Raw genomic sequence first — 14,416 nt, 5'->3', positions numbered from 1 at the left:
ACCGGTTCGGCAGGGCAGTGCGCACGGAATGGACAGGAGGCGGCCCTTGACCGTCGACGACCCTACGTCCGGCGCGTCCGCCGGCGCCGGGGGCTCCGCGTCCGGCCCGGTCACCCCGATCGGCCGCGACCAGCACACCCCGCACCACGAGGTCGATCACACGGCCCAGCCGACGGCGGATCCGCTCGCCATCCGGCTGGAGCAGCTGATCCTCGGCGCCGAGCGCCGCTACACGCCGTTCCAGGCCGCCCGGAGCGCCGGTGTGTCCATGGAGCTGGCCTCCCGTTTCTGGCGGGCCATGGGCTTCGCCGACATCGGGCAGGCCAAGGCGCTGACCGAGGCGGACGTGCTGGCCCTGCGCCGGCTCGCCGGTCTGGTGGAGGCCGGGCTGCTGTCCGAGCCGATGGCGGTGCAGGTGGCGCGGTCCACCGGCCAGACCACGGCGCGGCTGGCCGAATGGCAGATCGACTCGTTCCTGGAAGGGCTGACGGAGCCGCCGGAGCCGGGCATGACCCGTACGGAGGTCACGTACCCCCTGGTGGAGCTGCTGCTGCCCGAGCTGGAGGAGTTCCTCGTCTACGTGTGGCGGCGCCAGCTGGCGGCGGCCACCGGGCGCGTGGTGCAGGTGGCGGACGACGACGAGATGGTCGACCGGCGCCTCGCGGTGGGCTTCGCCGACCTGGTGGGCTTCACCCGCCTCACGCGGCGGCTGGAGGAGGAGGAGCTCGGCGAGCTGGTCGAGTCCTTCGAGACGACCGCGGCGGACCTGGTGGCCGCGCACGGCGGCCGGCTGATCAAGACGCTCGGCGACGAGGTGCTGTACTGCGCCGACGACGCGGCGACGGCGGCGGAGATCGCGCTGCGGCTCATCGAGACGATGGAGCTCGACGCGCAGATGCCCGAGCTGCGGGTCGGGATCGCCTTCGGCACGGTGACGACCCGGATGGGCGACGTCTTCGGGACGACGGTGAACCTGGCCAGCCGGCTGACGTCCATAGCCCCCAAGGACGCGGTGCTGGTGGACGGCGCGATGGCCGAGGAGCTGGCCCGGACCAAGGCCGCGCCGGTGTCGGAGAAGGAGGCGGAGACCGAGCCCGACGAGGGTGCGGCCTACCGCTTCGCGCTGCAGCCGATGTGGCAGCGGCCGGTGCGCGGGCTCGGAGTCGTGGAGCCCTGGTCCCTGACCCGCCGGAAGCCCAAGAACCCGGCCTGACCCGCCCCGGCAACGCGGCCCGACCCGCCCCGGCAGCACGGTCCGACCCGCCCCGGGAAGCCCGTCCGACCCGCCCCGGGAAGCCCGTCCGGCACGCCCCGGCAACCCCGCCCGACACGCCCCGGGCCCGTCACCGACGGGCCCGGGGTGCAGCCGTGCCCCGCGGCCTTGACCCGACGGCCTCCCCGCGCACTAGAGTGCGGTGATAACGGTCGTTAACCGGGAGGGTCGAAGGCATGTCTGAGCAGCGCTTCGGAGAGTTCGTCGCGGTACGTCGGGAAGGCGACGGGCATGTCGCGGAGCTGGCGATGGACCGCCCCAAGGCGATGAACGCGGTGTCGACGGAGATGGCCCGGTCCCTCGGCGCGGCCTGCGCCGCGCTGGCCGCGGACCCGTCGGTACGGGTGGTCGTGCTCACCTCCACCGCGGAGCGGGCCTTCTGCGTCGGGGCGGACCTCAAGGAGCGCAACTCGCTGTCGGACGCCGAGCTGGTGCGGCAGCGGCCGACCACGCGGGGCGCGTACGGCGGCGTGCTGGAGCTGCCGATGCCGACGGTCGCGGCCGTGCACGGCTTCGCGCTGGGCGGCGGCTTCGAGCTGGCCCTGGCCTGCGACGTGATCGTCGCCGACGAGACCGCCGTGGTCGGCCTGCCCGAGGTGTCGGTGGGCGTGATCCCGGGCGGCGGCGGCACGCAGCTGCTGCCGCGCCGGGTGGGTGCGGCGCGGGCCGCCGAGCTGATCTTCACGGCGCGCCGGGTGGAGGCGGCCGAGGCGCTGTCCCTGGGGCTGGTGGACTCGGTGGTCCCGGCCGGTCAGGACACGGCCGAGGCGCTGGCCCTGGCGGCGCGGATGGCGGCGAACTCCCCCGTGGGTCTGCGGGCGGCCAAGCGGGCGCTGCGGCTGGGGCACGGGATGGACCTGGCGGCCGGTCTGGAGATCGAGGACGCGGCCTGGCGGACGGTGGCCTTCTCCGGCGACCGGGCGGAGGGCGTGGCGGCGTTCAACGAGAAGCGCAAGCCGAACTGGCCGGGGGAGTAGGACTCCTCCGAGTGGGACTCCTCCGCGGAGCGGGCCTCCTCGGCCGCGGACTTCCCGGGGGCACCCCCCAGCGGCGTCGCGCGTACTAAATCGGACAAAACTCCCTAACCTGGGGTGATGGGAGTTGACGGGCGGCTGCGAGCCGTGGTGGGCCTCGCGCAGGCGATGGCCGCGGCGTGCGCGCCGCGGGACAGTGTGCGGGCGGCCGCGCGGGGTGCACGCCTGGCGCTGGACGGCTCGTTCGCCGCCATCTCCGCGTGGGAGCGGGAGCGCGGGCGCCTGCGGGTGCTCGTGAACGAGGGGGAGCGGCGGGCCGGGGAGGAGGAGTTCCCCGAGGACGAGTCCTATCCCGTGCACGACTTCCCCGAGATCACCGAGTTCCTGCACGAGCGGTGGGTGGGCGGCGGCGGCCCGCACGCCTGGGTCGAGAGCGCCGTCGGCGACCGGCCGGGGCGGCGCGGGGACGCCCTGCGCCGCCGCGGCCGCGGGACCTGCGTGGTCGCGCCCATCGTGCTCAGCGGGCGGGCCTGGGGCGAGCTGTACGTCGCCCGTGACGAGGGGCTGCCCGACTTCGACGAGGACGACGCGGAGTTCGCCACCGTGCTCGCCGCCGTGGTCGCGGCCGGCCTCGCGCAGAACGAGCGGCTGGAGGAGGCCCGGCGCCTCGCCTTCACCGACCCGCTGACCGGGCTCGCGAACCGGCGGGCGGTCGACATGCGGCTCGACGAGGCCCTGGAGGAGCACCGGCGGACCGGGGTGGTGGTGAGCCTCGTCGTCTGCGACCTGAACGGCCTCAAGAAGGTCAACGACACCCTCGGCCACGCCATGGGCGACCGGCTGCTGGAGCGGTTCGGGTCGGTGCTGAGCCTGTGCGGGGCCATGCTGCCCGGCGCGCTGGTGGCACGCCTCGGCGGCGACGAGTTCTGCCTGGTCGGGGTCGGGTCGACGGCCGACGAGGTCGTGCGGGTCACCGAGGAGGTGTGCACCCGGGCCGCCGAGCTGGAGCTGGGCGAGGGCGTGGCCTGCGGGGTGGCCTCCACGGGGGACCCGATCGGGCCGGTGAAGTCCTCCCGGCGGCTGTTCCGGCTGGCGGACGCGGCCCAGTACAAGGCGAAGGCCGCCCGCTCGGCCGAGCCGGTCGTGGCCGGGCGGGACACCGCGGTGGTCCGGCTCGCGGACGCCGCCGCCCAGGAGGCTCCGGGGGAGCGGCGCCGCTTCCGCGGGCGGCAGTGACCGCCCGCCCGCGGGCCCGCACCGTAAGGGGTCCACCGGCAGCGCGATCGTGACAGCGCCAGCTAGTGACAGGTAGCGATTCAATCCGTAGGGTGCTGAATATGGATATGCACACTGTCGTGGTGGGGACGTCCGGGACCACCGCCGAGGACGTCATCGCCGTTGCCCGCGGCAACGCACGGGTCGAGCTGTCCGGCGAGGCGCTCGACGCCCTGGCCCGCGCCCGCGAGATCGTCGACGCCCTCGCCGCCAAGCCCGAGCCCGTCTACGGGGTGTCCACCGGATTCGGCGCCCTCGCCTCCCGGCACATCAGTCCCGAGCTGCGCGCCCAGCTCCAGCGCAACATCGTCCGCTCGCACGCCGCCGGCATGGGCCCGCGCGTCGAGCGCGAGGTGGTCCGCGCGCTGATGTTCCTCCGGCTCAAGACCGTCGCCTCCGGGCACACCGGCGTACGGCCCTCCGTCGCCCAGACCATGGCCGACGTGCTGAACGCCGGGATCACCCCCGTCGTCCACGAGTACGGCTCCCTCGGCTGCTCCGGCGACCTCGCCCCGCTGTCCCACTGCGCGCTCGCGCTCATGGGCGAGGGCGACGCCGAGGGCCCGGACGGAACCGTCCGCCCCGCCGGAGAGCTGCTCGCCGAGGCCGGGATCACCCCCGTCGAGCTCCGCGAGAAGGAGGGCCTCGCCCTCCTCAACGGCACCGACGGCATGCTCGGCATGCTGGTCATGGCCCTGGCCGACCTCGCGAAGCTCTACACCTCGGCCGACATCACCGCCGCCCTGACCCTGGAGGCGCTGCTCGGCACCGAGAAGGTCCTCCAGCCCGAGCTGCACGCCATCCGCCCGCACCCCGGCCAGGGCGCCTCCGCCGCCAACATGGCCGCCGTGCTGAAGGGATCCGGGCTGACCGGGCACTTCCAGGAGGAGTCCGCCCCGCGCGTCCAGGACGCCTACTCCGTGCGCTGCGCCCCGCAGGTCGCCGGCGCCGGCCGCGACACCATGGCGCACGCCGCCCTGGTGGCCTCCCGCGAGCTGGCCGCCGCCGTCGACAACCCGGTGGTGCTGCCCGACGGGCGCGTGGAGTCCAACGGCAACTTCCACGGCGCCCCGGTCGCCTACGTGCTGGACTTCCTCGCCATCGCGGCCGCCGACCTCGGCTCCATCGCCGAGCGGCGCACCGACCGGCTGCTCGACAAGAACCGCTCGCACGGCCTGCCGCCGTTCCTCGCGGACGACGCCGGCGTCGACTCCGGCCTGATGATCGCCCAGTACACGCAGGCCGCCCTGGTCAGTGAGATGAAGCGGCTCGCGGTGCCGGCCTCGGCCGACTCGATCCCCTCCTCCGCCATGCAGGAGGACCACGTCTCGATGGGCTGGTCGGCCGCGCGCAAGCTGCGTACCGCCGTCGACAACCTGACGCGGATCATCGCCATCGAGCTGTACGCGGCCACCCGCGCCATCGAGCTGCGCCACGGGCTCACCCCGGCCCCGGCCAGCCGGGCCGCGATCGCGGCCGCCCGCGAGGCGGGCGTGCAGGGTCCCGGGCCGGATCGCTTCCTCGCCCCCGACCTGGCCGCCGCCGACGCGTTCGTCCGCACGGGCGGCCTGGTCGCCGCGGTGGAGCCGGTGACGGGTCCGCTCGCCTGACGGCGGGCACAGGCACGGTGAAGGGCCGCCCCGGGACCTGGTCCCGGGGCGGCCCTTCACCGTGTCCGGGCGTTCACGGGGAGTGGGAGCGGCGGACCGAGAAGACCACGAACCCGGCCCCGACACCGAGGCAGAGCGTGCCGCCGAGCAGGTACGGGGTGGTGTCGACGGAGCCGGTGTCGGCGAGCGAGAGGGGCTGTGCCCGTGGGGCCGTCCCCTCGGCCGTCCCCGTGCCGTCGGTGCGGTCCGTGCCGTCGGCGGACGCGTCCGCGGTGTTCGCGCCGGCGGGCACACCGGTACGGCTCTCCTCGGCCCCTGGTGCGGCGGCGCCCGCCGAGGGCACGAACCACAGGGCGGCGAGGAGGGTGGTCGCTCCGAGAGCGGTGAGCAGCGGTCGGCGTGCGGACACGGTGCGATCCCCCTTGTGGCAGCAGCGAATTGGCCGTGTGCGGTGATGCTACGGAAAGGGGCGGGTCGTGGGAAAGTCAGGGGTTCCGCGGGCTTACTCTCCGTCGTATGAACCCTACTGAGACATCACGTTATGTACGACTTCGAGTTGATTTGGTGCTGGAGGTGCCGGACGTCCAGGCACTCACGGGAGCCGCGCTCGCGCACATCAAGGCCGACGAGTTCATGCCGGACGAGGAGCGCGGCCACGCCGAGTCCGCCGTCCGGGAGGACGAGTCCGAGGCCCTCGCCTACCTGGTCGACCCCACCGACCTGGTCGCGGAGATCCCCGGCGTGGAACTCGCGCAGGCCTCCTGGAGCAGCGAACCGGTCGAATACGACCCCGAGTCGATGGAGTGGGACCTCGACGAGGAAGATGGGGACTTCGACGAAGAACCCGACAACGCCTGACCGTGCGGTTGCCCACATCCGAACGGAATGTGGAACCGGCCGGCGCCGTTAACGCGTTGTCAGGACGAGGCAGGGGGATGCTTCCCCCTGCCCGGCCAACCCCGGGACGGCAGCCCCGGGGCTTCCGGCAACGATGGAGTGGCGTGTGAGGACGGACAGCAAGCGGCGGAGAAGGTCCCTGGTGGCCATATCCGCCGTGCTCGGCGGTGTACTGGTGCTCTCCGCGTGCAGCGGCGGGGACGACGCGAAGCCGCAGGGCAACGGCGAGGCCAGCAAGTCCCAGGCGGAGGTCGACGCGGCGGCGGCCAAGGACACCTCGAAGGCGAAGATAACCATCACGCCGAAGGACGGCGCCACGAACGTCGGCCTCAACGACGCCGCGAACGTCGCCGTCAGTGACGGCACGCTCACCCAGGTCGAGCTGAAGAGCAGCGAGGGCACGGCCGTGGCCGGCGACATCGCCGCCGACGGCAAGAGCTGGAAGCCCAAGGCCGCGCTGAAGCGCTCCACCAAGTACGCCCTGTCGGCGACGGCCAAGGACGCCGACGGCAAGGAGGCGCACGAGAACGCCTCCTTCACCACGGTCTCCCCGGAGAACAGCTTCGTGGCCTCGTTCGTGCCGGAGGAGGGTCAGACCGTCGGCGTGGGCATGCCGGTCTCGATCACCTTCAACAAGGCGATCAAGGACAAGAAGGCCGTCCAGGCGGGCATCACGGTCTCCTCCAGCAGCGGCCAGGAGGTCGTCGGCCACTGGTTCAGCGCCCAGCGCCTGGACTTCCGCCCCGAGCAGTACTGGCAGGCGGGCTCCACCGTCACGCTGAAGCTGGCGCTGGAAGGCGTCCAGGGCGCGCCCGGCGTCCAGGGCGTCCAGAGCAAGACCGTCACCTTCAAGATCGGCCGCAGCCAGGTCTCCACGGTCGACGCGAAGTCGAAGAAGATGACGGTCACCCGGGACGGCGCGGTCCTCAAGACCATCCCGATCTCCGCGGGCGCTCCGGCCAACCCGACCTACAACGGTCAGATGGTGATCTCCGAGAAGTTCAAGGAGACCCGGATGAACGGCGCCACCGTCGGCTTCACGGACGACGACGGCAAGGGCGAGTACGACATCAAGGACGTGCCGCACGCCATGCGCCTGTCGAACTCCGGGACCTTCCTCCACGGAAACTACTGGGGCGCCGACTCGATCTTCGGCAGCGTCAACACCAGCCACGGCTGCGTGGGCCTGAACGACGTCAAGGGCGCGGGCGACCCGAACCAGCCGGCCGCCTGGTTCTACGACAACTCGCTCATCGGCGACGTCGTCACCGTGGTCAACTCCCCGGACAAGACCATCAAGCCGGACAACGGCCTCAACGGCTGGAACATGAACTGGGCGGAGTGGAAGGCCGGCTCGGCCGCCTGACACCGAGCACGAGCCGATGCCGCGCGGCGAACGCGGCAGCCGAACGGCGGGAACCCTCACGGGTCCCCGCCGTTCGGCGTTCCGCGTCCAGGGGCGGACCCGGGGCGGACCCGGGGCGGTCCGGGGCGGTCCGGGGGCGGGGGGCCGGGGCCGGGACGAGGGCGGCGGAACGGTGGCCGAAAACCCCTCAGTGGCGCGCCCGGGGCCGGTCTAGGGTCGTGGACATGATGATCAACGCCCTCGCCCTGCCCCCGTCCGACGTCGAGGTGGACGCCTGGCTGGCGGTCCTGACCTCCGCCGCGGCAGCCGATCTGCCGCAGCTGCCGCCGCCCTCCCGGGTGGAGGTCGCCGGACGGCTCCGCATCGTGCCGGCGCGCGGCCGGCCCGTGCTCTGGGCGGCCGGCGGGGACGCGGGCGTGGCGGCCCTCCTCCTGTTCACCGAGGAGGGCAACACGCACACCGCGTTCCTGGACGTCCTGGCCGTACGTCCCGGCGTACGGCGGCAGGGCGTGGGCACCGCCCTGTGGGAGCGGGTCCGCGAGGAACTGCTCGCGCAGGGCCGGACCTCGGTCGCGACCATGGTGGACCTCGGCGGCCCCGGCCAGGCCTTCGCGGAGTCGCTCGGCTTCGAGAACGTCCTGCCGATGGCCTGGTACGCACAGGAACTCCCCGCCGACGGGCCCGCGCAGGCCGCCCCGGCCACCCCCGGCTACGAACTCCTGACCTGGCACGGCCTGGTCCCCGACGCCTGGGCGCCGGCCGCCGCCGCGGCCCACGCGGCCATGGAGGACGCGCCGACCGGCGACATGGACGAGCGGGTCCAGACCTGGACGGCCGAGCGGCTGCACATCCTCCAGCAGCTGATCCTCGACCGGGGCGGCGAGATGACCACCGTCGCGGCCGTGACCCCGCAGGGCGAGGTCGCCGCGTACACGGAGATCGTCCTGCCGGATCCGGCGGGCACCGGCGCCGTCCAGTACGACACCGTGGTCGTCCCCGCCCACCGCGGCAACGGCCTCGGCCGGGCCGTCAAGCGGCACATGGCGGCGCAGGCCGTCGCACGCCACCCGCGGCTGCGCCGCATCGCCACCACGGTGGCCGACGAGAACACCCCCATGCGGGCGGTGAACGAATCCCTCGGCTACCGGCGGGAGCGCGGCGCGGGCATCTTCCAGCTCAAGCTGTAGCCGGGCCCGAGCTCGGGCCCGGGCCCGGGACGGCGGCCGCCGCCGGCCGCGCGGGCGTCCGCGCGGTCGCCGATACGGTCTCCGGTACGGCCGACCGGGCGTCCCAGGAGGCCAGCAGGCGCAGGGCGTCCGCCGAAGCGGAGCCCGGCGCCGCGTGGAAGGTGACCAGCGACTGCGCCGGGTCGTCCGGAAGCGTCAGCGTCTCGAAGGACAGGTGCATCTCCCCCACGAGCGGGTGCCGCAGGTACTTCACCCCGTGCGTCTTGTCCGCGACCGTGTGCGCCGCCCACAGCCGCCGGAACTCCTGGTTCTTCACCGACAGTTCCCCGACCAGCGCCGACAGCTGCTCGTCGTCCGGGTGCTGACCCGCGTACACCCGCAGGTTGCTGACCACCTCGCACGCCCGGCACTCCCACTCCCCGTACAGCTCCGCCGTCGCCGGGTCCAGGAACACCAGCCGCACCAGGTTCCGTTCCGCCGGCGGCAGCGTCCCGAAGTCCCCGAAGACCGCGGCCGCCAGCCGGTTCCAGCCGATGACGTCCTGCCGGTGCCCCACGAGGTACGCCGGTATGCCGTCCATCGCGTCCATCAGCGTCCGCAGCTCCGGCCGCACCTGCTGCGGGCGCCGGCTCTGGCGGCGCCTGCGCGCCTTCGGCCGGGCCAGGTCCTCCAGGTGCGCCCGCTCGGTGCCGTCCAGCCGCAGGGCCCGCGCGATGGCGTCCAGTACCTCCGCCGACACGTTGTGCCCGCCGTTCTGCTCCAGCCGCGTGTAGTACGCGACCGACACCCCCGCCAGCTGCGCCAGTTCCTCGCGGCGCAGTCCGGGCACGCGCCGGCGGCGCCCGTAGTCCCGCAGGCCCACGTCCTCGGGGCGCAGCCGTGCGCGGCGGGAGCGGAGGAACTCGCCCAGGCAGGCTCGCTGATCAAGCTGGTCCATGCCGCCAGTATCACCGGGCGGCGCGCCGCGGTGCGGGCGTCAGCCTGACCCCGCCAGGGGTAGGTTCGCCGGTCGTAGGCAACACAGGGGGATGGGTGGACGCCGGCCGGCCAGGCAGCGTGGGGACCACCGCAGACGTCACCGCTCAAGGAGCACCCCCATGTCCGTCACCCAGAGCACCCAGGGCACCCAGGGCACCCAGGGCACCCAGGGCACCCGGGTCGCCGCCTACGCCGCACCCGCCCCCCACGCCCCGCTGGAGCGCACCACCGTCCCGCGCCGCGCCGTCGGCGAGCACGACGTCCTCATCGAGATCAAGTACTCCGGCATCTGCCACTCCGACATCCACCAGGTGCGCGACGGCTGGGGCGAGGGCATCTACCCCATGGTCCCCGGCCACGAGATCACCGGTGTCGTCGCCGAAGTCGGCGCGGGCGTCACCAGGTTCGCCGTCGGGGACCGGGTCGGCGTCGGCTGCTTCGTCGACTCCTGCCGGGAGTGCGCGTACTGCCTGCGCGGCCAGGAGCAGTACTGCGTCCAGGGCATGACCGGCACCTACAACGCCCTCGACAGGAACGGCGAGCCCACGTACGGCGGTTACTCCACCCACCTCGTCGTCGACGAGAACTACACCGTCCGCATCCCCGACGGCCTCGCCCTCGACGCCGCGGCCCCGCTGCTGTGCGCCGGCATCACCCTCTACTCCCCGCTCCGGCACTGGGGAGCCGGCCCCGGCACGAAGGTCGCGGTCGTGGGCCTCGGCGGCCTCGGCCACATCGGGGTGAAGATCGCGGCGGCCCTGGGCGCGGAGGTCACCGTCCTGTCCCGGACCCTCGGCAAGCGGGAGGACGGCCTGAAGCTGGGCGCCACCCACTACCACGCGACGAGCGACGAGACCACCTTCGAGGAGCTGGCCGGCCGCTTCGACCTGATCCTGTCCACCGTCTCCGCCCCGCTCGGCCTGGACGCGTACCTGTCCCTGCTGAAGGTCGACGGCGCGCTCGTGAACGTCGGCGCGCCGGAGGAACCGGTCGCCCTCAACCTCTTCTCCGTCATCAACGGCCGCAGGACCCTGGCCGGATCGATGATCGGCGGCATCGCCGAAACCCAGGAGATGCTGGACTTCTGCGCCGAGCACGACCTGACCTCGGAGATCGAGCTGATCGGCGCCGACCGGATCAACGAGGCGTACGAACGCGTCCTGACGAGCGACGTCCGCTACCGCTTCGTCATCGACGCGTCGACGATCTGACCGGAGGAACCGGCCGCGAGGGCCCGGCAAGAGCGGTGTGGCCGGCCGGCCACCGGAGCGGCCGGAGCCGGGTCAGGCGGGCGGTCATTCCGCCGTTGCCACGCCGATCGGGCAGGAGACGCCCGTGCCGCCGATGCCGCAGTAGCCGCCCGGGTTCTTGTCCAGGTACTGCTGGTGGTGGGCTTCGGCAGGCCAGAAGGGGCGGTCCGCCGCCGGGAGGACGGCCGTGCTGATGCGGCCGTGGCCCGAGTAGGTCAGGACCTGCTGGTAGGCCGCGCGGGAGGCCTCCGCCGTCGCCTGCTGGGCGGGGGAGTGGGTATAGACCGCCGAGCGGTACTGTGTGCCGACGTCGTTGCCCTGGCGGAAGCCCTGGGTGGGGTCGTGGGACTCCCAGAACCGCTTGAGGAGCGCCTCGTACGAGACCCGGGTCGGGTCGAAGACCACGCGGACGACCTCGGCGTGGCCGGTCAGGGCCGAGCAGACCTCGTCGTAGGTGGGGTTCTCGGTGAAGCCGCCCTGGTAGCCGGCCAGCGTGGTCCACACCCCGGGGGTCTGCCAGAACACGCGCTCCGCGCCCCAGAAACAGCCCAGGCCGAAGTCGGCCACTTCGAGGTGCGCGGGATACGGACCGGACAGCGGGGTGCCCAGCACCGTGTGGCGCTCGGGCACGGCGAAGAGCGGCTCCGCGCGGCCCGGCAGGGCCTCCTCGCGGGTGGGGAGCTCGGGCGTGCGGCGGTACGAGAACATGTTTCGCCTCCTTGTGGGAGTCACAACGGAAAGGGGCGGGCCGGGATTCCCCCGGCCCGCCCCTCGCCGCACGGATCAGAGACCCGGCGTGGTCACGCCCACGGCCCAGTCGCGGGCGTACAGGTACCGCCGCTTCGGCGAACCCGCGTACGTCCACGGCAGGGCGCCGATGTACCCGTCGATGTGGCGGAACTGCTCGACCGCCTGCTCGTCGCGGTCCTGCCAGAACAGCAGGTACGCCAGTATGTGCCGGATGCGCGCCGCCCCGGGGTGATCGTCCCCGGCCGCCGCCAGGTCCAGCAGCGCGGCGTCCACCGCGGCGACGATCTCCGGCTCCTTGAAGTACGTCTCGGCCGCCAGGTCCTCCTCGTCCGTCTCCTGCTCGAAGTACGCGATCAGCGGCAGCAGCGTCAGCAGGTCGCCGGGCTTGCCGGCGGCCGCCGACTCCCGCGCGAAGGCGAGCGCCAGCTCGTGCGAGCCGCGCCACTTCCGGCACCAGTACTGCAGGCCGGCGATGTGGGACCACAGCACCTTCGGGTCGCGCTTGACGACCTGGTCCCACAGCTCCCGGTACTGCTCGTGCGAGTAGCCGAGGCCTTGCCCGATGGGCTGCTCCACGATGTACGGGGTCGGGTCCGCGGGGTCGGCGAGACGCTGGGCCGCGTGCGCGGCCTCCTGTGCCTTGAGCAGCAGTTCACGGAAGAGCCGGAACTGCTCCTGCGTGGTCCGGCTGCCCGACTGCCCGCCGCGCACGTTCCACGCCACCATGATCGCGGTGTCGGCGTCGACCAGGGCGGCCGTCGGGTCCGTGGGCCGCGCCGCGCGCCAGGCCAGCAGCCACGCGTCGTCGTCGGCGGCCGCCTCGGCCAGCGGGCGGACCCGCTCCATGCGCTCGTGCCAGTCCTGCCCGGCCGCCTCGATGTAGGCGGCCGCGGCCTCCCAGTCGCCCGACCGGGCGGCCTCCAGGACGGCGGTCCGCTCCGCCGGCACCGGCGCGGGGTTCTCGGTGTCGAGGTCCTCCTCCGCGACGAAGCCCAGTGCGACGACCGCCGCCGCCTTCTCGGCCTCCTGCCCGGCCTTGATGGCTTCCGTACCGGCGTTCAGCACCCCGATCTCCGCCTCCAGCCGCTTCGCCTTGCGGATGAGGTGGACGCCGCGCAGGAACTTGAAGGCACCGAACAGCAGCACGGCGCCGAGGATGTAGAGGCCGATCACGGGGCAAGCACCAGCTTTCGCAGCGGTTCGGTGTCGGACAGGTCGGCGACGGCCGCGTCCAGGGCCAGGTCCAGCTGGTCCTCGAAGCCGTCGGCCTGGTAGCGCAGGGCGGCCGAGTCGGACCAGGACAGCTGCCAGCGGGCGGCGCCGCGCGCCGTCAGCTCGACGGTGACCAGCTGGTTCAGGGCCCGCCGGACGACCGGGCGGGCGAACTCGCGGGCCGCGCGGCCGGTGGCGGCCGCCGCCTGCTCGGACTTCGGGAAGCGCTCCGCGATGCGCCAGCGCACGGCCGGGTCGGCATCGATCGCGTCGAGCAGGGCGGCGAGGCCGGGGCCGGCGCCCTCGGCGGCGAAGACCTCGCGGATCTCCTCCGCGCCCTTGCCGACGTACGCGGTCATGGACTCGTGGACGAGGTCCTCCCAGTCCACCCGCTTGAGCGCGAGGGCCTCCGGGGTGAGCACGACCTGCTCCAGCGCGGCCAGCGCCGCGTCCGCGTCGGCCAGCAGGGCCAGGGCCGGGCGGGCGGTCTGACCGGAGCGGCCGTCGTCGGGCAGGGCCTCGATGCGGGCCACGCGCTCGGCGAGCGCGGGGTGGGAGTCGTAGGGGGAGGTGGGCTCGGTCGACAGCTCGCGGCGCAGGTCGTCCAGATCGTCCGACCGGGCGTCCAGGAGCCGGCGCAGGCCGCCGAAGACCTCGCCGGGGCGGGGCAGCAGGCCCGCGCCGACGCCGAGGGTGGCGTACGAGCTCATGTAGAAGTCGTGCGCCGAGTCGAGGGCGTTCAGCTCGCGCAGCGCGGAGGCGGCGGAGTCGCGGCCGGCGATCCGGACCGAGGCGAGGTCGGCGGCGAGCTCCTGGCGGCGGGAGGTGGTGAGGGTGGCGCGCATGTAGAAGTTGCCGTAGGCCATGTAGATCTTGGCCATGGCGCGGTACATCGCGCCCTCCCCCGCGGTGTCGACGCCCTTGGCCTTCTTGCCCTTGGCGATCCGCTTCTCGTCCTTCTTCTCCTGCTTCGCGCGTTCCTTGGCGACCTTGTTGTCGGCGCGCTCGTGGAAGTACCCGATGGTGCGGATCAGCTGGGCGCGGCCGCGGGCGATCAGCGGGGTGAGGCGGGTGTCGAAGTTGGCGTAGTGGCCCATCTCGTGGGCGAGCACGGCGCGCAGCTGCATCTCGTCCAGACCCGTCATCAGCGGCAGGCCGAGGTAGAGGCGGCGGGTTCCGGAGCGCAGGCCCAGCAGCCCGGCGTCCTCGCCGACGGCCGCGTTCACCTCGTCGATCAGCACGATCTCGTCGGGGGCGCGGGTGCCGACCTGCTGCGCGATGTCGCGCACGGTCTGCCAGAGCAGGGGTTCCTGCGCCTCGGTGACGGTGACGCCGGCCGGCGGCTCGCCCTTCGGGGTGCGCAGCATGAACAGGCCGCGCACGATCGGGACGGCGAGGACGACGGAGACGATGAGGAGCTTGACGACGACCGGGCCGTGCAGCCAGGTGACGAGCGCGTAGTCGGCGCCCGCCAGGACGGCCAGCAGGATCACGCCGAGCAGGTAGAAGCCGGCGAGCAGGACGAGGGCGCGCAAGGCGCGCAGTGAAGCGCCCATATGGACAGATCCCCCCACGGGATGAAAGCGGTGCCGAAGTGTGGTGCGTGGCGGGATGCGAAGGCCGCCGCCTGCCGCATCATGCGGC

At 73.4% G+C, this 14,416-nt stretch carries 13 protein-coding genes; 8 read left to right on the top strand and 5 right to left on the bottom strand.

The genetic code is table 11. The features are described from left to right. Positions 1-46: 46 nt before the first annotated feature. From OG534_RS13640 to hutH, 4 genes are all read left to right on the top strand, one after another. Complete coding sequence (locus tag OG534_RS13640; protein WP_398564885.1) at positions 47-1,213, top strand: adenylate/guanylate cyclase domain-containing protein; 1,167 nt, start codon at positions 47-49, stop codon at positions 1,211-1,213. Positions 1,214-1,449: 236 nt separating this feature from the next. Beyond that, a complete protein-coding gene (locus OG534_RS13635; RefSeq protein WP_326588360.1) occupies positions 1,450-2,250 on the top strand; it encodes an enoyl-CoA hydratase/isomerase family protein in 801 nt (266 codons plus the stop codon). Positions 2,251-2,367: 117 nt separating this feature from the next. Next, positions 2,368-3,483 carry a GGDEF domain-containing protein gene (locus tag OG534_RS13630; protein WP_326588359.1) on the top strand — a complete coding sequence of 372 codons (1,116 nt, stop codon included), beginning with the start codon at positions 2,368-2,370 and terminating at the stop codon, positions 3,481-3,483. A 107-nt stretch (positions 3,484-3,590) separates the two neighbouring features. Continuing rightward, positions 3,591-5,132 (top strand): histidine ammonia-lyase, encoded by a 1,542-nt coding sequence (gene hutH / locus OG534_RS13625; RefSeq protein WP_326593592.1) that lies wholly within the window; start codon positions 3,591-3,593, stop codon positions 5,130-5,132. A 73-nt stretch (positions 5,133-5,205) separates the two neighbouring features. Here the strand turns inward: hutH and OG534_RS13620 are convergent, their stop codons facing one another. Then, positions 5,206-5,541, bottom strand: a complete 336-nt coding sequence (locus OG534_RS13620) for a hypothetical protein (protein ID WP_326588358.1) — start codon at positions 5,539-5,541, stop codon at positions 5,206-5,208. Positions 5,542-5,696: 155 nt separating this feature from the next. Here OG534_RS13620 and OG534_RS13615 point away from each other — a divergent pair, with 155 nt between their 5' ends. From OG534_RS13615 to OG534_RS13605, 3 genes are all read left to right on the top strand, one after another. Next, positions 5,697-5,990, top strand: coding sequence for a hypothetical protein (locus tag OG534_RS13615; protein ID WP_326588357.1), 294 nt, complete (start codon positions 5,697-5,699; stop codon positions 5,988-5,990). A gap of 133 nt (positions 5,991-6,123) precedes the next feature. Next, on the top strand, positions 6,124-7,395 hold the full coding sequence (locus tag OG534_RS13610; RefSeq protein WP_326588356.1) for a L,D-transpeptidase: 1,272 nt from the start codon (positions 6,124-6,126) through the stop codon (positions 7,393-7,395). Between the two features lie 224 nt (positions 7,396-7,619). Continuing rightward, positions 7,620-8,582 carry a GNAT family N-acetyltransferase gene (locus OG534_RS13605; protein WP_326588355.1) on the top strand — a complete coding sequence of 321 codons (963 nt, stop codon included), beginning with the start codon at positions 7,620-7,622 and terminating at the stop codon, positions 8,580-8,582. Here OG534_RS13605 and OG534_RS13600 read toward each other — a convergent pair. Next, positions 8,572-9,519, bottom strand: a complete 948-nt coding sequence (locus OG534_RS13600; protein ID WP_326588354.1) for a helix-turn-helix domain-containing protein — start codon at positions 9,517-9,519, stop codon at positions 8,572-8,574. The two genes, OG534_RS13605 and OG534_RS13600, sit on opposite strands and share 11 nt — an antisense overlap. A gap of 160 nt (positions 9,520-9,679) precedes the next feature. Here OG534_RS13600 and OG534_RS13595 point away from each other — a divergent pair, with 160 nt between their 5' ends. Next, the gene (locus OG534_RS13595; RefSeq protein ID WP_326588353.1) at positions 9,680-10,771 is read left to right on the top strand and encodes an NAD(P)-dependent alcohol dehydrogenase; all 1,092 of its coding nucleotides are present in this window, start codon (positions 9,680-9,682) and stop codon (positions 10,769-10,771) included. 84 nt (positions 10,772-10,855) lie between these two features. Here OG534_RS13595 and msrA read toward each other — a convergent pair whose 3' ends face one another. The 3 genes from msrA to OG534_RS13580 all read right to left on the bottom strand — a co-directional run bounded on the left by msrA (position 10,856) and on the right by OG534_RS13580 (position 14,328). Next, on the bottom strand, positions 10,856-11,518 hold the full coding sequence (gene msrA, locus OG534_RS13590) for a peptide-methionine (S)-S-oxide reductase MsrA (RefSeq protein WP_326588352.1): 663 nt from the start codon (positions 11,516-11,518) through the stop codon (positions 10,856-10,858). A 75-nt stretch (positions 11,519-11,593) separates the two neighbouring features. Beyond that, entirely contained in the window at positions 11,594-12,733 is a 1,140-nt protein-coding gene (locus tag OG534_RS13585; protein ID WP_326588351.1) for a hypothetical protein, read from the bottom strand. Further along, positions 12,730-14,328, bottom strand: coding sequence for a M48 family metallopeptidase (locus tag OG534_RS13580; protein ID WP_326588350.1), 1,599 nt, complete (start codon positions 14,326-14,328; stop codon positions 12,730-12,732). The genes OG534_RS13585 and OG534_RS13580 overlap by 4 nt, the downstream gene beginning before the upstream one ends. Positions 14,329-14,416 lie beyond the last annotated feature (88 nt).

This window comes from Streptomyces sp. NBC_01294 (genome assembly GCF_035917235.1).
GTDB classification, from domain to species: domain Bacteria; phylum Actinomycetota; class Actinomycetes; order Streptomycetales; family Streptomycetaceae; genus Streptomyces; species Streptomyces caledonius.
The sequence above is the reverse complement of the archived record's forward strand: the minus strand, read 5'-3'. Positions and strand labels throughout refer to the sequence as shown.

Bases quoted from the DNA above. Each gene is read 5' to 3' on its own strand.
- OG534_RS13635 (WP_326588360.1), top strand. From the start codon at position 1,450: ATGTCTGAGCAGCGCTTCGGAGAGTTCGTCGCGGTACGTCGGGAAGGC.
- OG534_RS13630 (WP_326588359.1), top strand. From the start codon at position 2,368: ATGGGAGTTGACGGGCGGCTGCGAGCCGTGGTGGGCCTCGCGCAGGCG.
- hutH (WP_326593592.1), top strand. From the start codon at position 3,591: ATGCACACTGTCGTGGTGGGGACGTCCGGGACCACCGCCGAGGACGTC.
- OG534_RS13610 (WP_326588356.1), top strand. From the start codon at position 6,124: ATGGAGTGGCGTGTGAGGACGGACAGCAAGCGGCGGAGAAGGTCCCTG.
- OG534_RS13605 (WP_326588355.1), top strand. From the start codon at position 7,620: ATGATGATCAACGCCCTCGCCCTGCCCCCGTCCGACGTCGAGGTGGAC.
- OG534_RS13600 (WP_326588354.1), bottom strand. From the start codon at position 9,519: ATGGACCAGCTTGATCAGCGAGCCTGCCTGGGCGAGTTCCTCCGCTCC.
- OG534_RS13595 (WP_326588353.1), top strand. From the start codon at position 9,680: ATGTCCGTCACCCAGAGCACCCAGGGCACCCAGGGCACCCAGGGCACC.
- msrA (WP_326588352.1), bottom strand. From the start codon at position 11,518: ATGTTCTCGTACCGCCGCACGCCCGAGCTCCCCACCCGCGAGGAGGCC.
- OG534_RS13580 (WP_326588350.1), bottom strand. From the start codon at position 14,328: ATGGGCGCTTCACTGCGCGCCTTGCGCGCCCTCGTCCTGCTCGCCGGC.